Below are 17,120 nucleotides of genomic sequence, written 5' to 3' on the forward strand. Positions count from 1 at the left end.
CCATGCGGTACGGACTCGCAGACCGCCTCAGCCGCCCGGGGCTCGCCCTCAAGACGCTCCCCCTCGGATCCAAGCTCGCCCTCGCGTTCCTGGCGCTGGTGGCCCTCGCCGCGCTCTTCGCGCCGGTGCTGGCCCCGCACAACCCCCTGGCCACGGGTATCCCCGCCCAGCCGCCGGGGGCCGAGCACCCGTTCGGCACCGACCGGCTGGGCCGGGACATCCTCTCCCGCGTGCTCTTCGGCGCACGCACCTCCCTGGTGATCGGGCTCGGCGCCGTGGCGCTGGCCATCGCCGTCGGGGCGCTGCTCGGCGCCATCGCCGCCACCAGCCGCAAGTGGGTGGACGAGGGCACCATGCGCGTCATGGACGTCATCATGGCCTTCCCCGGCATCGCGCTGGCCGCCGTGCTGCTGGCGACGCTGGGCAACACCGTCCCGGTCATCATCGTGGCGATCGCCATCATCTACATCCCGCAGCTGGCCCGCGTGGTCCGCGCCAACGTGCTGTCCCAATGGGGCGAGGACTACGTCCGCGCCGAGCGCGTGCTCGGGGCCGGCCGTTTCCACATCCTCGGACGGCACATCGTGCGCAACACCGCCGCCCCGGTGCTGGTCTTCGCGACCGTCATGGTGGCCGACGCCATCATCTTCGAGGCCTCGCTCTCCTTCCTGGGCGCGGGCGTCCAGGACCCTGAGCCCAGCTGGGGCAACGTGATCTCCTACGGCCGCACGCTGGTCCTGAACGGCGCCTGGTGGGCCACCACGTTCGCTGGCATCTGCATCCTGGCCACCGTCCTGGCGCTGAACGTGCTGGCCGAGGGCCTCACCGACGCCATGGTCAACCCCCGCCTGCGCAAGGTGAACCTGGTCGAGAAGGACAACACGGCCGAGGCCGTGCTGGCCTCCGAGCGCACGTCGATCGGCGGCGTCGGCACCGCCGTCGTCCCCGAGTCCGACGCCGCCCCCGCGGACGCCTCCGCCGTGGACGAAGACGGCGCCGACCCCGCCGACCCCGCCGACCCCACGACCCCGCCGCTGCTCGCCGCCCAGCTCCGGCTCCTGCGCGCCGTGGAGTCCACGCGGACGGACCGGCTCTCCAGCTCCTCCGGAGCCGAACCGATCCTCGAGGTCCGCGACCTGTCCATCCGCTTCCCGGACCGCTACGGCGACATGCCGATCGTGGACCGGGTCTCCTTCTCCGTCGGCGAGGGCGAGACGATGGGCCTGGTCGGCGAGTCCGGCTGCGGCAAGTCCATCACCTCGCTGGCCATCATGGGCCTGCTGGCGCCCAACGCCGTGGTCTCCGGCTCCATCCGCTTCGGCGGCCGCGAGCTGGTCCCGGCCGACAACCGGCCCGCGACCCGCGAGAAGCTCTACGCGGGGCTGCGCGGCCACCAGATCGCGATGGTCTACCAGGACGCGCTCAGCTCGCTGAACCCGTCCATGCTGATCAAGGACCAGATGGAGCAGCTGACCCGCCGCGGCGGCCGGATGGCCCCGGACGAGCTGCTGCGCCTGGTGAAGCTGGACCCGAAGCGGACGCTCAAGTCCTACCCGCACGAGCTCTCCGGCGGGCAGCGCCAGCGCGTGCTGATCGCCATGGCGCTCTCCCGCTCGCCCAAGCTGGTGGTGGCGGACGAGCCGACCACCGCCCTGGACGTGACGGTGCAGAAGCAGGTGGTGGACCTCCTCAACGAGCTCCGGCACAAGCTCGGTTTCGCGATGGTGTTCGTCAGCCACGACCTGGCCCTGGTGGCCTCGCTGGCCCACCGCGTCACGGTGATGTACGCCGGGCAGGTGGTGGAATCCGGTTCCACCGGCGCCCTGCTGGCCGATCCCCGCCACGAATACACCCGCGGCCTGCTGGGGGCCGTGCTCTCCATCGAATCCGGCGCCGAGCGCCTGCACCAGATCCCGGGCACCGTGCCCAGCCCGCGCGACTTCTCCGCCGGCGACCGGTTCGCCGTGCGCTCCCTGAACCCGGCCGCGGATCCGGACCGCGAGCTGGAGCTGGTCCGCGTCGGGGACACCGACCACCACTGGGCCACCACCGCCGAAGGAGGCAAGGCATGATCGCCACGACCAGGCACGACGACGCCGGCGCGACCGGCGCGGTGCGTCCCACCGGCGAGCCCGGCGAGCGCGGAACCCCCGGCGCGCCGGTTCCCGGGGACGTCCCGGTCATTGAGCTGCGCGGGCTGCACGTGCACCACCGCGCGCGCAGCGGAACCATCTTCCGCCCCACCATCATCCGGGCGGTCAATGGGATCGACTTCGCGGTCAGCCGAGGGGAGACGGTCGGGATCGTCGGTGAGTCCGGCTGCGGGAAGTCCACGCTGGCCTCCGTGCTGGTGGGGCTGCAGGAACCGACCCACGGCACCCGGCTGTTCAATGGGCGCAAGCTCACCGGCCGGGCCGCGGAGCGCAAGGAGTTCGGCCGCGCGGTCTCGATCGTGTTCCAGGATCCGGCGACGGCCCTGAACCCGCGCATGACGGTGCACGACATCCTGACGGACCCGCTGCTGGTCCACGGGATCGGCAACGCGGCCTCGCGCACGAAGAAGGTGTACGAGCTGCTCGAGCTCGTGGGCCTGCCGCGCTCCGCGGCGGAGGTCTCCCCCACGCAGATCTCCGGCGGGCAGCGCCAGCGCGTGGCGATCGCCCGGGCCCTGGCGCTGGACCCGGACATCATCGTGGCGGACGAGCCGACGTCGGCCCTCGACGTCTCCGTCCGCGCGCAGGTGCTGAACCTGCTCACCGACCTGAAGGCCCGCCTGAACCTGGGGATGGTCTTCATCTCCCACGACATCCAGACCGTCCGCTACGTCTCGGACCGGATCTGCGTCATGAACGACGGCGAGATTGTCGAACAGGGCGACGCCGCGCAGGTCTTCGACAACCCCACCAACGACTACACCCGCACCCTGCTGGGCGCGGCGCCGAGCCTGCTGGCCGCGCCCGCCAACCCGGCCACCGACACCACCACACCGGAGGACTCATGACCATCGCCACCGCACCCTTCCACGGGGTCATCCCGCCCGTCGTCACGCCGCGCAACGCGGACGGGGCGCTCGATCTGCCCGGCGTCGAGGCCGTCGTCGAACACCTCGTCTCCGGCGGCGTCCACGGGCTGTTCCCGCTGGGCTCCTCCGGAGAGACGCCGTATCTGACCAACGGCGAGCGCCGCGAGGTGCTGGCCGCCGTCGTGTCCGCCAACGCCGGGCGCGTGCCGCTGCTGGTCGGCGCCAACGACCAGACCACCGCCCGCACCGTGGAGGAGGCGAAGCTGGTGGCCGAGCGGGGCGCCGACGCCGTGGTCATCACCACCCCGTACTACGCGATCTTCGACCGCGCCGAAGTGGTGCGGCACTTCCGCGCCGTTCGCGCCGCCGTGGACCTTCCGGTCTTCGCCTACGACATCCCCGTGCGCACGCACTTCAAGCTGGATCCGGCGCTGCTGGCCGAGCTGGCCGCCGAGGGCACCATCGCCGGGGTGAAGGACTCCTCCGGGAACGACATCGCGTTCCGGCAGCTGCGCCTGCTGACGCAGGACATCGAGGGGTTCGCGCTGTTCAGCGGGCACGAGGTGGTGTGCGACGCGGCGATGCTGTCCGGCGCCACCGGCCTGGTGCCGGGCCTGGCGAACGTGGACCCGGCAGGCTACCGGCGGCTCTACGACGCGGCCGTCGCCGGCAACTGGGAAACCGCGCGCAAGGAACAGGACCGGCTCGCGGAGCTGTTCCGGATCGTCGATGTCCCGGACTCCGCACGGGTCTCCGGCGGCGCCGGCGGGCTCGGCGCGTTCAAGACCGCGCTGGTGCAGCTCGGCGTCTTCCCCTCCAACCGCATGAGCGAGCCGATGGAGTCGCTGAACGACGCCGAGGCGTCCGCCATCCGCGGGATCCTCGACACCGCGGGGCTGCTCTAGGCCATGGTTCCAACCCACGACGCGGCGATCGGCGTCGACCTCGGCGGCACGAAGACCGCCGCCGCGCTGGTCGGGGCGGACGGCGCGGTGCTTTGGCGGCTGTCCACGTCGACGCCCGCGCGGCAGGGTCCCGCCGCCATCCTGGACGCCGTGGCGTTCCTCGCCGAACGGCTGGCCGCCGAGGCCCGGAGCCGAAGCTTGGCCTTGGCCGGGTTGGGGCTGGGATCGGCCGGCGTGATCGATCCGGCGACGTGCCAGGTGGTGTCCGCGACCGACGTCCTGACCGGGTGGGCGGGGACGGACCTGCGCGCCGGGCTGCTGGAGCGGCTGGGGGGCGCAGGCGGCGCCGTCGGCCGCGTGGAGGCCGTGAACGACGTCCACGCACACGCCCTCGGCGAAGCGTGGCTCGGTGCCGCCCGCGGGACGTCGACCGCGCTGCTGGTGGCGTTCGGGACCGGGATCGGCGGTTCCTTCCTGGTGGACGGACGGCCGGTGTCCGGGGCGCGCAGCGTGGCCGGGCACTTCGGCCACGTGCCCTCGGCCGCGGCCGGCGGGCTGGTGTGCACGTGCGGGGCCATGGGCCATCTGGAGGCCATCGCGTCCGGTCCCGCGCTGCACCGGTTCTACCAGCGGCTCGGCGGTGATCCGCGGGCGGCGGACACGCGCGCCGTGTTCGAACGAGCCCGCGCCGGCGAGGCCCCCGCCGTCGGAGCGATCCGGCGTGCGGCCCGCGCGGCCGGCAGCGCGCTGGGCGGGTTCGCGAACAGCCTGGATCCGGAGGCGCTGGTGCTCTCCGGCGGGCTCGCCGACGCGGGTCCGCTCTGGTGGGACGCCGTGCGCGAGTCGTTCGCCGAGGAACTGGTGCCCGCGCTGCGCCACGTGGAACCCGTTCCGGCGCTGCTGGGCGGCGACGCCGCCACGATCGGCGCGGCGTCGCTGGTGCTGCGGCCGCCCGCGGCGTCCGTGCCGGCGGGACCGTCAGGCCAATCCGCCCAACCCGCCACGCCAGGGCAGTCCTCCCCCTCCGTCCAATTCCAAGGAGCGTCCCGTGTTGCTGACCGATGAGGCACTCGAAGCCCTGCGCCGAAAACTGATCGTCTCGGCGCAGGCCTACCCCGGCGAGCCGATGCGCGATCCCCGCACCATGGCGCAGGTCGCCGCGTCCGCCGTGATCGGCGGGGCCTCGGCCGTGCGGGTGCAGGGGTTGGCGGACATCCAGTCCGCGCGGTCCGCCGTGGAGGTGCCGGTGATCGGCCTGTTCAAGGACGGGCACGACGGCGTCTTCATCACCCCGACCATCCGGCACGCCCTCGCCGTCGCCCAGGCCGGCGCCCACGTGGTGGCCTTGGACGGCACGCGGCGCCCCCGGCCCGACGGCGAAACGCTCGCCGCGACGATCGCCGCCGTCCGTGGCGGGTCCTCCGCCCGGGTGATGGCCGACTGCGGTTCGTTGGCCGACGCGCTGGCGGCCGCCGAGGCCGGTGCCGACCTGATCGGCACCACGCTCGCCGGGTACACGGGCGAGCGGCCCAAGACCGACGGTCCGGACCTGGAGCTGATCGCCGAGCTGGCCGCCGCGGACCTCGGACGCCCCATCATCGCCGAGGGGCGCATCCACTCCCCCGCCCAGGCCCGGGCCGCTCTGGACGCCGGCGCGTTCGCGGTGGTGGTGGGGACGGCGATCACGCATCCGGCGACGCTGACCGGGTGGTTCGTGGACGCCCTGGAGGGTTAGCGGTGGGCGGTCCCTCGCGTCCCGGACGTCCCTCGCGTCCCGGGCGGGCGCCGTCCGCCGGTGCCGCCGTCGTGTCCACCGTGCTGGCCCGCCGCGGCGAGGGCGGCTACCAGCAGTACCGCATCCCCGCGCTGGCCGTCACCCCCGCCGGGACGCTCCTGGCCGCGTACGATGCCCGCCCCACACTCGACGACCTTCCCTCACCCGTGGATCTGGTGCTCCGGCGCAGCCCGGACGCCGGCCGGACCTGGGATGCGCAGCGCGTCCTCCGGACGGGGACCGGGCTGCAGGGCTTCGGCGACCCGTCCCTGCTGGTGGACCGGACCGCCGGCCGGGTGTTCTGCTTCCACGCGGCGACGACCCGCTGGGGCTTCTTCGAGTCCGGGGAGGGCTCGGAGCGGACGCAGCACGTGGACGTCTCCGTGTCCGACGACGACGGCGCCACTTGGCGGCACCGGCGCCTGACCGGCATGTTGAAGCGGCCGGGGATCCGCGGGATCTTCGCGGCGTCCGGGACGGGGACGCAGGTCGACGACGGCGACTACGCTGGCCGTCTCCTGCAACCGTGCGTGGTGCTCCTGGGTGATTCGGCCGCGCCGCCGGGTTCGGGTCTCCCGGGATCCGGTGTGCGCATCGCCGCCGCCGTCGCGTACAGCGACGACCACGGCGACTCGTGGACCCTGGGTGAGCCATTGGCGCCGAGCGCCGGCGGGGTGCACACCAACGAAAGCTCCGTGGCCGCGCTCGCGGACGGATCGGTGCTGTTGCATTCCCGGGCGACGCCCCATCGGCTCGTGGCGCGTTCGACCGACGGCGGGCAGACGTTCGCGGTGCCCCGGCCCCACCCCGGACTGCCCGATCCGAGCGACAACGGCTCCGTGTTGCGGTTGGCCGGGGCCGGGGTGGACCGCGCGGGCGGCACGGTCGGGACCGCGGACCGGTTGGTCGCCAGCCACAACGCACACCCGCATCTGCGCCGGAACACGGTGCTGCGGTACTCGCCCGACGGCGGTGCCCACTGGACGGGCGAGTGGGTGCTCGAGGCCGGCGCGTCGGCGTATTCGACCGCCGTGGAGCTGCCGGACGGGCGGATTGGCGTGCTGTACGAGCGCGGCGCGTACGAGGAGATCGTGTTCGCCGCCGTGCCCCTGGATGCTCTCCGGGCGGGTGCGCCAATGGTCCCGACTGCCGTGTCCCGTGGACGCGGACTTCCCGGTCAACCGGGGCTGCTCGTGGAGGTGGCGGCTCGGTCAATCACCCCCGCGCCGCCGTCCCGATGGTCGTTCCGGGATCCGCATGTCGTGCTGGGGAGCGCCGATGCGGGCTTCGGGTCCGAGGGCAAGGAGGTCGGGCAGGCCGGCGCGCAGGTCCTGGGCTCCCGGCGGGATTTCCGGGCCAACTACGGTCCCCCGCGGACCGGCGTCGGTCCGGGCGACGTCATCGCGTATTCCGCCGCGGTGACCAACACGGGTGCGGGCGCCGTCGTCGTCCGTCCCGTTGGTTCCATCCAGGATGCGGGCCCCGCGCGCACAGTCGTCCCTGGCGTCACCGAGGTGTGGTCCCATCTGAACCATCGCCTGGACGACAGCCGGACCGCACTCGACCTTCGCTGGGACGTTCGCCCCGCTGAAGCCGGCCGTCGCGACTGAGGGACCGCGACTCTCCGCATCGGATGTCACGATCTGGTCAGTCATCTAGAATCCGGCGCAGGCGGGGCGGATCATGGGCACCACGGACCCATCCGGTCCCCCGCTTTCGAGGAGGCATCCCATGAAGAAGTCGACCGCGCTGGCGTCGCTGGCCACCTCCGCCCTGATCCTGTTCGGGACGGCCTCCGCGTCCGCCTCGTCCATCGTCGAGCCGCCGCCGGACCTTCCGGGCGTCTGCTTCGTGTTCTCCGGCGGCGGCTGGCTGGGCGCGACTTGCCCCGACGACGCATCCCCCGGTTTGGTGCCGCCCGCACTGGCACCGGCGGACCCCGTCGAACCCTAGGTGAGCACCGGCGTCGTTCATTGTCCTTAAACGCCCGAAGGCCCCGCAGGAAACGCTGCGGGGCCTTCGGGGAAAGCGGGTTTAGCGCTTCGAGTACTGCGGGGCCTTGCGTGCCTTCTTGAGTCCGGCCTTCTTGCGCTCGACGGCGCGCGGGTCGCGGGTCAGGAAGCCGGCCTTCTTGAGGATCGCGCGGTTGTTCTCGCGGTCGATCTCGTTCAGCGAGCGGGCGATGCCGAGGCGCAGTGCGCCGGCCTGGCCCGAGTCGCCGCCGCCGTGGATGCGGGCGATGACGTCGTACGCGCCGTCGAGATCCAGGATCTTGAACGGCTCGTTGACTTCCTGCTGGTGCAGCTTGTTGGGGAAGTAGTTCTCCAACGTGCGGCCGTTGATGATCCAGTTGCCGGTGCCGGGAACGACGCGAACGCGTGCCACGGCCTCCTTGCGGCGGCCAACTGCGGCGCCGGGCACGGTCAGTGCCGGACGCTCCTTGACGACGGCCTCTTCGGCCGCCGCGGAAGACTCCGAGGTGTACGCAGCGGGTGCGGCACCTTCAAATTCATTCTGCTCTTCAGTGTTCTGAGCCACGATTCTCCTTGAAAACTAATCTGTTGTTTCGGGGCCCAGCGCTACTGCGCGACCTGGGTGATTTCGAACGTCTTGGGCTGCTGGGCGGCGTGCGGGTGCTCGGCGCCACGGTAGACCTTGAGCTTGTGCAGCTGCTGCGCCGCGATCGAGTTCTTGGGGAGCATGCCGCGGACGGCCTTCTCCACGGCCTCGACCGGGTTCTTCTCAAGCAGTTCCGCGTAGCTGACGGACTTGAGGCCGCCCGGGAAGCCGGAGTGCCGGTAGGCGCGCTTCTTTTCGAGCTTGGCGCCGGTCAGGGCAACCTTCTCGGCGTTGATGATGATGACAAAATCGCCCATGTCCATGTGGGGGGCGAAAGTCGCCTTGTGCTTGCCGCGCAGCAGCGTTGCGGTCTGGCTGGCGAGGCGGCCCAGAACGATGTCAGTGGCGTCAATGACGTGCCACTGGCGATCTGCGTCGCCGGGCTTCGGTGAGTACGTACGCACGTTAATTGCCTTCGTTTCCTTGGATACTGGTCAAGCACTCCCCCGGCTGGCGGCGTTGAGATCCACCGACGGGCTTGCACTGTGTTATCGATCTGCGCTGTACCAGTTCATCAGGTGAGGACTGACTCCAACCGGCCATCCCGTATTTGCCCGCTGCCTCCGCAGACCAGGGCCCTGCAACTGGGCCGTCACGCGGAGGAGGTGTGTCAGGCATAGGACACGCACAACAGCTTGCAACGATACAGCAACGCGGGGCCGGTTCCAAAAGAGGGTTGCGGCGCGGCTACGCCGACGACGCGCCGCCGTGGCGGCTTGCGATCGATGGCCACCGACGCCCCCTACGAATCCAACTGCGCGCGGCACACGCGTTATCGCCTCTTCGGGGGACCAAGTTACGTCCGTTACCGCATTGTTATAATTATTTCTGGCGTGCCTGGATATGTGAAACGCGAAGCGCGCCGGGTCCCGTGTGACGGATGTTAGTTGGCGGTGCTGGCGTGAACACGGCGCTCAACGTTTCCACGCTGGCGATCCGATGGATGGATTGCGCCGTATATGCGGCGCGGGATTGTGCGTAAGTCATTGGCGCATGACCATTCTCTTTCACCGATTTACACAAATCGGTTTGCACGATAAGAATGTGAAGTAAATACCGATTGAAATGTCGCCGTTGACGCTTCGGCCGCCCCGGGAAGCCCGCCATGACAGGGATCCACGGCCCCGACCCGATAGACAGGTACCGGAAGGGAACCTACTCTTTTCACAGGTGCCAGTGGTTGGAGAACCATTTGGGGGCAATGCCGGCGACGGTATGGCACTAAAAGGGATCCAGCCAGGAACCGACCATTCCCTCACAAACTTCTCCGAGCAAATCCCCGCATTTCGCGGTCACCGTTCGCATCATTCTTGAGAAAAAGGTTGGGTCTAGAAATGAACACTCTGTTCGCAAACATCTTCATCGCCATGGAAACCGTCGCCGGCAAGCTGCGCCGCGAGGAGAAGGGCGCCACCGCCGTCGAGTACGGCATCATGGTCTCCCTCATCGCCGTGGTGATCATCGTTGCAGTATCTACGCTCGGTGGGCAGATTAACACCGCGTTCTGCGGCATTGTTACTCAGCTGGACCCCACCGCCGTCTGCGTTTAGTTCGGGCCTCCCACTAAAAGTTTGGGCGGTGCGGTCGATAGCCAGCACCGCCCAAACGCATTCATTCACCACGTTGGGGCGGGGAGGACAAGCATGAGGGCCAGCAACGAACGCGGCGCCGTCGCAGTCGAGTTCGCCCTGATCGCTCCCCTCCTCATCTTGATGTTGTTTGGCATCATCGAATTCGGCCGGGCCTACAACGCCCAGGTGACCCTGACAAACTCCGCGCGAGAAGGTGTCAGGGTCGTGGCCATTACCCAGAGCCAATCATCGGCGCGCACCGCAGCGAAGAATGCTGCCGTAACTCTTAATCCTGCGTTGCAGGACAGCAACATCACGTTCTCGCCCACAGACGCGGGCTGTGCAGCCGGTACCCAAAAAACGGTCACCATCAGCTACACGCTGAGCACCATCACCGGGATTGCCGGACCTTTCAACATGACCGGAAAGGCCGTGATGTTGTGCGGAGGGTAGTGGTTGACTTTCGGCGCGGCGAGCGCGGCGGCATCGCAATTCTTCTCGCTATTGCAATGGTGGCGCTATTGGGATTTACGGCATTCGCCGTCGACGTGGGGATGGTCTACTCAGAGCGCGCCCAATTGCAAAACGGCGCAGACTCCGCCGCCATGGGCGTGGCGCAGACGTGTGCGAAGAGAGGTCGCGCGGCTCAGTGCAGCGAATCCGAGATAGAGCCGCTCGCTATGTCTTTAGCCAATCCGAATGCGCTGGATAACCTCGTCAATTTGGAACCCACACCGGCTATCCCCAGCCCGATAGCGCTCGACACTGCGAACCGAACCGTCACTGTAACTCCCGGTGCCCAAGAGGTCGGCAAGGAAGCTAATAAGGTCACGACGTTTTTCGCTGGCGCCCTTGGCATCCCGTCAATGCAGGTGCAGGCTAAGGCAACCGTCCAATGGGGTAGCCCCATCAAGGGAACCGCCCCCTTCCCTATGGCCATTTCGGTCTGCCAGGTTGAGACCATGGTCGACGGCAGCGTTCAGTTGCTTCAAAGCCACGGCGCGAACAAGAACCCGGACTGCATCGACACACAGTCCGGATCAACCGTTCCGGGCGGGTTCGCATGGCTCACATCTGATCCCGGCATCTGCGGCGCGCTGGTCGACCTTGAGGTCGACGAAGGCGCCAGCGACCCCGGCAACAACGCCCCACCCGGTTGCGCAGACCGACTCAATGGGTGGGCAACTGACATGAACGCCGGCAAGCAGGTGGTCGTGTTTCTTCCGGTCTACACATCAGTGACCGGAACAGGATCGGGAGCGACCTATAACGTCAATTCCTTCGCCGCTCTGGAAGTCCACGGATGGAAGTTCAGTGGCAACAGCACGCTGCCCGATACTTTCCAGAACAGGAATCCGCCGCAGACGACAGCGAACGAGTGTCGGGGTGACTGCCGCGGCATTATCGGCAAATTCATCACCTACACGTCGCTCGCCGACGGATTCGAACTGGGCGATGTGAGTGATGATGTGAGTGATCACGGCGCCACGATCGTCCAATACGTACCCTAAGTCCCCGCGTTATCAGGAGCACCACGTGAAGTCTCGATTGTTGGCCGGCATCGCCGCGGTCGTCCTGGCCGTCATCGGCGTGGTGCTGGTGGTCTCCTACGCCAACAGCGCCGACCAGCGCGCCGTGCGGGACCTTGAGCCCGTGGGAGTTCTGGTGGTCACCGCCGACGTGCCCGCGGGAACCACAGTCGAGGCGCTGGCCGCTTCCGTGAAGACGCAACAGTTGCCGTCCACAGCCGTCTCGGACTCGACATTGACGACCTTGGACGACGTAACCGGCAAGGTCACCTCGACCAACCTCGTGGTGGGGGAACAGCTGGTAGAGGAACGACTCGTTCTACCAGAGGACGTGGAGGCCACGGGCAGCGTCGACGTGCCCAAAGGACTGCAGGAGATCTCCTTCCAACTCGAGCCCCAGCGCGTCGTCGGCGGCCGGATCGTCCCCGGCGACCACGTAGGCATCATCATCCTCATGGCCGACGGCGGTCTCGAGGACAAGCCCGAAGAACCAAGCGCCGATCTGGTGCTGCCGAAGACGCTCGTAACACACGTCCAGGGGGCGCCGCAACCGGCCGAAGGCACCGCTCCCGTCGATCCCGCCGCGGACCCATCCGCCGCCCCGGCGGAGGACACCGCCCTGCCGACCGGGTCCCTGATGCTGACCGTCGCTGTCAGCGACGAAGACGCCGTGAAGATCGCGTTCGCCTCCGAAAACGCCAGCATGTGGCTGACGAAGCAGACGGACAACACTGAGGACAGCGATCCCCGCACCATCACCAAGACGGAGGTGTACAAGTGAGCCGCTTCGTCCTGATCACGCCCAGCACCGACTTCGACCACCGCGTCCGCGAGGCCGTCGGAGGGCTGCCGGGCGGCATGCAGACCTTCGCCACCTCCGAGTTGCCGAACGACCCCGCCGACCTCTTCGCGCAACTCAACCAGGAGCAGCCCCAGGTCTTGCTGCTGGGACCGGAGATCCCTGCCGACGACGCCCTCCGCCTCGCCACGATCTTCGACATCCGGCACCCCGAGATCAGTGTCCTTCTCGTCGCCGAACCCGATCCGGAGCTGGTGCTGCTGGCCATGCGCGCCGGCATCAGGGACGTGCTGGCGCCCTCCTCGGACGCGGGGCAGATCCGCATCATCCTAGAGCGGGCCTGTCAGGCGTCCGAGACCCGCCAGCGGACCCACGGTTCCGCCTTCATCGAACCCCAAAAGAACCGCGGCCTGGTCATCGGCGTCTTCTCGCCCAAGGGCGGCGTCGGCAAGACCACCATGGCAACGAACATCGCGGTCGGACTCGGAAAGATCGCACCGATGAGCGTGGTCATCGTGGACCTTGACCTCCAGTTCGGCGACGTGGCGTCCGGTCTGTATCTCGACCCCGAGCACACGGTCATGGACGCGGTCGCGCCCTCGGCGGCGCAGGACTCCCTGGTGCTCAAGGCCTTCCTGACCGTCCACCCCGCGGGCATCTACGCGCTGTGCGCGCCGAAGCGCCCGGAACAGGCCGACGAGGTCACCCCCGAGCAGGTCTCGAGGCTGCTCGACCAACTGGCACAGCAGTTCCAGTACGTCGTGGTGGACACCGCCCCCGGCCTGCCCGAGCTCGGCCTGGCCGCCATGGAGAAGTGCACCGATGTGGTGTGGGTCAGCGGCATGGACATCCCGAGCGTCCGCGGCCTGCGTTCCGGCCTCGACGTGCTGCGGCAGCTCGATATCCTCCCCGAAACCCGCCACGTGGTCCTCAACATGGCCGACAGCAAGTCCGGACTATCCGTCCAGGACGTCGAGTCTACGCTTGGGGCACCGGTGGACGTGAGCATTCCGCGGTCCCGCGGCGTGGCCTTCTCCACCAACCGCGGAGTTCCGGTGTTGCAGGACGGCAAGCGCGACGCCTCCCTCAAGGGGCTCCAGCAACTGGTCGAGCGGTTCAATCCCGCGTGGCGCGCGAAAGTGCAGAAAAAGGTCCACCGGAGGGTCGTGGTCTGATGAAACTGTCCGAACGCCTGAACGCGGCGCAGGCGAAAGCCGTCCCCGCCGCAGCCCCGGCGGCCCAGCCGCCCCACCCCGCTCCGGCAGCCGCCCCGGCGTCGTTCGCTCCGGCCGCACCCGCCGAATCGAAGCCGTCCATCGGGCACACGCCCGCGGCGCCGGCCAAGCCGGTGGCGCGGCCGGTCGACGCGCTGGCCTCGCTGAAGCAGCGGGCCGCCACCGCACTGTTCGAGCGCCTGGGTGCCCGTTTCAACGACACGAGCCTCACCGAGGCGGAACTGCGCACGACGGCGCGCGAGGAGCTCACGCGCATCATCGACGACGAGCAGGTCCCGCTCTCGCCCGACGAGCGCCTGCGGCTGGTCCGGGACGTGGCGGACGACGTCCTGGGATACGGCCCCCTGCAGCGCCTGCTCGACGACGAGGCCGTCACGGAGATCATGGTCAACCGCATGGACCGGATCTACGTGGAGAGAAAGGGCCGGCTGACCCTGACGGATTCACGTTTCAGCTCCGAGGAACACCTGCGCAAGGTCATCGAACGCATCGTTTCCCGCATCGGGCGTCGCATCGACGAATCGTCGCCGCTGGTTGACGCGCGGCTGGAAGACGGGTCCCGCGTCAACGCCGTCATCCCGCCGCTCGCCGTCGGTGGGTCCTCACTCACCATCCGTAAGTTCAGCAAGGTGCCGTTGACCGTGCGGAATTTGATCGACTTCGGCACGCTCACGCCCGAAATGGCCGAATTGCTGCACGCCTGCGTGAAGGCCAAACTGAACATCATCGTGTCCGGCGGCACGGGCACGGGCAAGACCACCCTGCTCAACGTCCTCTCCTCCTATATCGGGGAGACCGAGCGCATCGTCACGATCGAGGACGCCGTCGAACTGCAGATCCAGCAGGAACACGTGGTCCGGTTGGAAAGTCGCCCTTCGAACACCGAGGGCAAGGGCGAGGTGACCATCCGCGAACTGCTGCGCAACTCGCTGCGTATGCGCCCCGACCGCATCGTAGTGGGCGAGGTCCGTGGCGGCGAATCGCTGGACATGCTGCAGGCCATGAACACCGGCCACGACGGCTCACTGTCCACCGTGCACTCCAACTCGCCGCGCGACGCCGTCGCACGTCTCGAGACGCTGGTCCTGATGGCCGGGATGGAACTGCCCCTGCGCGCCATCCGCGAGCAGATCGCCTCCGCCGTGGACCTCATCATCCAGATCTCGCGGCTTCGCGACGGCACCCGGCGGATCACCCACGTCACCGAGGTGCAGGGCATGGAGGGCGACATCGTCACACTCCAGGACGCGTTCGTCTTCGACTACTCCGCCGGCGTGGACGACCACGGCCGTTTCCTGGGCCGGCCGGTCCCCACCGGCATCCGCCCGCGCTTCATCGACCGGTTCGAGGACATGGGCATCCACGTCTCCCCCGCCGTCTTCGCGGCGCCGCTCGCGCGAACGGGTGCGTCCTAGTGCACCCCACGCTTGCCGCCGCGCTGGCCTTTCTGGGTTTGGGCATGGCCGTGGCCCTGGCCCTGGTCCTGGTTCCCGGGACGCCGTCGCTGCCGCTGGACCGCCGCCAGCCCTTCCGCACCGAACCCGAATCCGTGGTGACGAAATTCGCGAGTTCCGCCGTCGCCTCGCTGGAGAAGCTCCTGTCCACGCGCAATATCCGCTGGTTCAACCGGGAGACCCTCGAGAACGCCGGCCTGCGCCTGAGCCAGGCCGAGTTCTTCACGTTGATCATCACCGGCGCGTTCATGGGCGCGCTGATCGGGTGGGTGGTGGGCGGACCCGCGCTGGGCCTGCTGATGGTGCCGCTGTCCCCCGTGGCCGGGCACGTTGTGGTGACCATGCAGGCCGGGAAGCGGCGTGGGAAGTTCGACGCGCAACTCGGCGACACCCTCCAACTTCTGGCCGGTGGCCTCCGCGCCGGGCACAGCATCCTGCGGGCCATCGATGCCGCAGCGACTGAATCCCAGGCACCGACGTCGGAGGAGATGCGGCGCGTCGTCACCGAAACGAGCCTGGGCCGCGACCTGCTGGCCTCCCTGAGCGATACCGCCGCCCGCATGCGGAGCGAGGACTTCGTCTGGATCGCGCAAGCCATCCAGATCAACCGCGAGGTCGGCGGGAACCTGGCCGAGGTCCTGGACCAGGTCGGCGAGACGATCCGCGAACGCAGCGAGATCAAAGGACAGATCAAGGCGCTGGCCGCCGAGGGAAAATTCTCCGCCTACATCCTCATGGCCATGCCCTTCGGCATCGTCGGCATGCTGATGCTCTCCAACCCCGGCTACATGGACGTCATGTTCACGCACCCCCTGGGTTGGGGCATGATCGCGGCCTCAGCCATCCTGATGACCATCGGCAGCCTGTGGCTCCGCAAGATCATCGACCTGAAGTTCTGAGGCGGCCATGGAATCACTAGTCCTGCTCGCGGCTCTGCTCGTCTCGCTGTCCCTCGCCTATCTGGTCTGGTCCCTGATGGCGGTCGACGGCGGCGCGAACACGGCCATCAAAGTCTCGCTCAACCGCGGGTTCGAGGCCCCCGAGACCATCGACGACGAACAATCCGTGGGGCTGCTGGAGCGGATCGGCCGCATGCTGACTCCGCCCGCCTACGTCCAGAAGCTGGACCGGCTGCTCTCGCTGGCGGGACGCCCCGCCTCGATGCCCCTCGGGAAGGTGCTGGCCACGAAGCCCCTCACGGGCCTGATCGGCGCCGGCCTCGGGTTCTACCTCGTCTCCACCGGGACCAGCCCCGGCATCAAGTTGGTTGGCGTCTTCGTGCTCATCCTCGGCTACTTCATTCCCGACCTGCTGCTCTACAGCAAGGGCCAGGAGCGGCAGAAGGCCATCCAGATGGAGCTGGCGAACACCCTGGACCAGATGCTCATCTCCGTGGAGGCCGGGCTCGGCTTCGAGGGCGCCATGTCCCGCGCCGGCGAGAACGGCAGGGGGCCCCTGGCCGAGGAGATCGTCCGCACCCTGCAGGACATGCAGGTGGGCCGGAGCCGCAAGGAGTCCTATCTGGCCCTGCTGGACCGGACCAACGTCCCCGAGCTGCGCGGGTTCGTGCAGGCCGTGGTCCAGGCGGATGCCTACGGGATCGCGATCAGCCGCGTGCTGCGGATCCAGGCCAAGGTGATGCGCGTCAAGCGGCGCCAGCGGGCCGAGGAGAAGGCCATGAAACTGCCCGTGATGATCCTCTTCCCGCTGCTGTTCTTCATCTTCCCGGTGCTCTTCATCGCGATCCTGGGCCCGGCCGCCATCAACGCCATCGAGACGTTCAGCGGTTCGTAGGCTACGGGAACACGCGCTGCACGTGGGGCGCTGCGACGGACGCGATAACGTAGAAGGACCCCGCCGCGACGGAGAGCAGCGCCACCAACCTGATGAGCCGCCCGAAAAGCCCATGCTTCGGCGGCTGGGGCGGATAATAGCGCGAGGGCTGCTCCAGCGCGTGCCGCCCGCGAACGCGTGCGGCGCCAGATCGCCCGCTTGCGCCCGCTCCGGTGTACCCGGCGCCGAGCTTGCCCATGATTGCCTGTCTCATGATGATGTTCCCCCAAATCCTCGTCCCGGAGGGTTCCCCGCCCCCGGCCGAACCGTGTCACGGCCAGTCAGCCGCGCATCGGTTCGGAACCGATTACCCAAGGCTAATAGCAATGCCCAAGCGCCGGCCTGCGCGACAACGCAAGATTGGCGCAAGATTCCCCGG

Annotated in this window: 18 protein-coding genes; 15 read left to right on the plus strand and 3 right to left on the minus strand. The window is 68.7% G+C overall.

Going from position 1 to position 17,120, the window contains the following annotated elements; all coding sequences use genetic code 11:
* Positions 1-2: 2 nt before the first annotated feature.
* The 7 genes from AC0QSG_RS07290 (at position 3) to AC0QSG_RS07320 (ending at position 7,654) form a co-directional block, all read left to right on the plus strand.
* Positions 3-2,072: a dipeptide/oligopeptide/nickel ABC transporter permease/ATP-binding protein gene (locus AC0QSG_RS07290; RefSeq protein ID WP_475377136.1), complete on the plus strand. Its 2,070-nt coding sequence runs from the start codon at positions 3-5 to the stop codon at positions 2,070-2,072.
* Entirely contained in the window at positions 2,069-3,001 is a 933-nt protein-coding gene (locus tag AC0QSG_RS07295; protein ID WP_475377137.1) for an ABC transporter ATP-binding protein, read from the plus strand. Before AC0QSG_RS07290 ends, AC0QSG_RS07295 begins: the two co-directional genes overlap by 4 nt.
* On the plus strand, positions 2,998-3,927 hold the full coding sequence (locus AC0QSG_RS07300) for a dihydrodipicolinate synthase family protein (RefSeq protein WP_475377138.1): 930 nt from the start codon (positions 2,998-3,000) through the stop codon (positions 3,925-3,927). The genes AC0QSG_RS07295 and AC0QSG_RS07300 overlap by 4 nt, the downstream gene beginning before the upstream one ends.
* A 3-nt stretch (positions 3,928-3,930) precedes the next feature.
* On the plus strand, positions 3,931-4,992 hold the full coding sequence (locus tag AC0QSG_RS07305) for an ROK family protein (RefSeq protein ID WP_475377139.1): 1,062 nt from the start codon (positions 3,931-3,933) through the stop codon (positions 4,990-4,992).
* Positions 4,976-5,662 (plus strand): N-acetylmannosamine-6-phosphate 2-epimerase, encoded by a 687-nt coding sequence (locus AC0QSG_RS07310; protein WP_475377140.1) that lies wholly within the window; start codon positions 4,976-4,978, stop codon positions 5,660-5,662. Before AC0QSG_RS07305 ends, AC0QSG_RS07310 begins: the two co-directional genes overlap by 17 nt.
* 2 nt (positions 5,663-5,664) lie before the next feature.
* Positions 5,665-7,311 carry a sialidase family protein gene (locus tag AC0QSG_RS07315; RefSeq protein ID WP_475377141.1) on the plus strand — a complete coding sequence of 549 codons (1,647 nt, stop codon included), beginning with the start codon at positions 5,665-5,667 and terminating at the stop codon, positions 7,309-7,311.
* 121 nt (positions 7,312-7,432) lie between these two features.
* Positions 7,433-7,654, plus strand: coding sequence for a hypothetical protein (locus tag AC0QSG_RS07320; protein WP_475377142.1), 222 nt, complete (start codon positions 7,433-7,435; stop codon positions 7,652-7,654).
* Between the two features lie 81 nt (positions 7,655-7,735).
* Here the strand turns inward: AC0QSG_RS07320 and rpsI are convergent, their stop codons facing one another.
* Both rpsI and rplM read right to left on the minus strand, forming a co-directional pair.
* Complete coding sequence (gene rpsI, locus AC0QSG_RS07325; protein ID WP_435728561.1) at positions 7,736-8,239, minus strand: 30S ribosomal protein S9; 504 nt, start codon at positions 8,237-8,239, stop codon at positions 7,736-7,738.
* Positions 8,240-8,280: 41 nt separating this feature from the next.
* On the minus strand, positions 8,281-8,724 hold the full coding sequence (gene rplM / locus AC0QSG_RS07330; protein ID WP_435728562.1) for a 50S ribosomal protein L13: 444 nt from the start codon (positions 8,722-8,724) through the stop codon (positions 8,281-8,283).
* A 930-nt stretch (positions 8,725-9,654) separates the two neighbouring features.
* Between rplM and AC0QSG_RS07335 the strand changes: the two genes are divergently transcribed.
* From AC0QSG_RS07335 to AC0QSG_RS07370, 8 genes are all read left to right on the plus strand, one after another.
* A complete protein-coding gene (locus AC0QSG_RS07335) occupies positions 9,655-9,870 on the plus strand; it encodes a Flp family type IVb pilin (protein ID WP_475377143.1) in 216 nt (71 codons plus the stop codon).
* Positions 9,871-9,963: 93 nt separating this feature from the next.
* On the plus strand, positions 9,964-10,344 hold the full coding sequence (locus AC0QSG_RS07340) for a TadE/TadG family type IV pilus assembly protein (protein ID WP_475377144.1): 381 nt from the start codon (positions 9,964-9,966) through the stop codon (positions 10,342-10,344).
* A complete protein-coding gene (locus AC0QSG_RS07345) occupies positions 10,344-11,402 on the plus strand; it encodes a pilus assembly protein TadG-related protein (protein WP_475377145.1) in 1,059 nt (352 codons plus the stop codon). The genes AC0QSG_RS07340 and AC0QSG_RS07345 overlap by 1 nt, the downstream gene beginning before the upstream one ends.
* Before the next feature lie 25 nt (positions 11,403-11,427).
* Positions 11,428-12,201 carry a Flp pilus assembly protein CpaB gene (gene cpaB, locus AC0QSG_RS07350; protein ID WP_475377146.1) on the plus strand — a complete coding sequence of 258 codons (774 nt, stop codon included), beginning with the start codon at positions 11,428-11,430 and terminating at the stop codon, positions 12,199-12,201.
* Positions 12,198-13,394, plus strand: coding sequence for a CpaE/TadZ family protein (locus AC0QSG_RS07355; RefSeq protein WP_475377147.1), 1,197 nt, complete (start codon positions 12,198-12,200; stop codon positions 13,392-13,394). The genes cpaB and AC0QSG_RS07355 overlap by 4 nt, the downstream gene beginning before the upstream one ends.
* Positions 13,394-14,869, plus strand: coding sequence for a CpaF family protein (locus tag AC0QSG_RS07360; RefSeq protein WP_475377148.1), 1,476 nt, complete (start codon positions 13,394-13,396; stop codon positions 14,867-14,869). The genes AC0QSG_RS07355 and AC0QSG_RS07360 overlap by 1 nt, the downstream gene beginning before the upstream one ends.
* Before the next feature lie 44 nt (positions 14,870-14,913).
* A complete protein-coding gene (locus tag AC0QSG_RS07365; protein WP_475377289.1) occupies positions 14,914-15,807 on the plus strand; it encodes a type II secretion system F family protein in 894 nt (297 codons plus the stop codon).
* Positions 15,808-15,814: 7 nt separating this feature from the next.
* The gene (locus AC0QSG_RS07370; protein WP_475377149.1) at positions 15,815-16,702 is read left to right on the plus strand and encodes a type II secretion system F family protein; all 888 of its coding nucleotides are present in this window, start codon (positions 15,815-15,817) and stop codon (positions 16,700-16,702) included.
* A 1-nt stretch (position 16,703) separates the two neighbouring features.
* Here AC0QSG_RS07370 and AC0QSG_RS07375 read toward each other — a convergent pair whose 3' ends face one another.
* Complete coding sequence (locus AC0QSG_RS07375) at positions 16,704-16,955, minus strand: hypothetical protein (protein ID WP_475377150.1); 252 nt, start codon at positions 16,953-16,955, stop codon at positions 16,704-16,706.
* Positions 16,956-17,120 lie beyond the last annotated feature (165 nt).

This window comes from Arthrobacter sp. LT660, assembly GCF_056172845.1.

Coding starts and splice junctions, on each gene's coding strand:
- AC0QSG_RS07290 (WP_475377136.1), top strand. CDS start 3: ATGCGGTACGGACTCGCAGACCGCCTCAGCCGCCCGGGGCTCGCCCTC.
- AC0QSG_RS07295 (WP_475377137.1), top strand. CDS start 2,069: ATGATCGCCACGACCAGGCACGACGACGCCGGCGCGACCGGCGCGGTG.
- AC0QSG_RS07300 (WP_475377138.1), top strand. CDS start 2,998: ATGACCATCGCCACCGCACCCTTCCACGGGGTCATCCCGCCCGTCGTC.
- AC0QSG_RS07305 (WP_475377139.1), top strand. CDS start 3,931: ATGGTTCCAACCCACGACGCGGCGATCGGCGTCGACCTCGGCGGCACG.
- AC0QSG_RS07320 (WP_475377142.1), top strand. CDS start 7,433: ATGAAGAAGTCGACCGCGCTGGCGTCGCTGGCCACCTCCGCCCTGATC.
- AC0QSG_RS07335 (WP_475377143.1), top strand. CDS start 9,655: ATGAACACTCTGTTCGCAAACATCTTCATCGCCATGGAAACCGTCGCC.
- AC0QSG_RS07340 (WP_475377144.1), top strand. CDS start 9,964: ATGAGGGCCAGCAACGAACGCGGCGCCGTCGCAGTCGAGTTCGCCCTG.
- AC0QSG_RS07360 (WP_475377148.1), top strand. CDS start 13,394: ATGAAACTGTCCGAACGCCTGAACGCGGCGCAGGCGAAAGCCGTCCCC.
- AC0QSG_RS07365 (WP_475377289.1), top strand. CDS start 14,914: ATGGCCGTGGCCCTGGCCCTGGTCCTGGTTCCCGGGACGCCGTCGCTG.
- AC0QSG_RS07370 (WP_475377149.1), top strand. CDS start 15,815: ATGGAATCACTAGTCCTGCTCGCGGCTCTGCTCGTCTCGCTGTCCCTC.
- AC0QSG_RS07375 (WP_475377150.1), bottom strand. CDS start 16,955: ATGAGACAGGCAATCATGGGCAAGCTCGGCGCCGGGTACACCGGAGCG.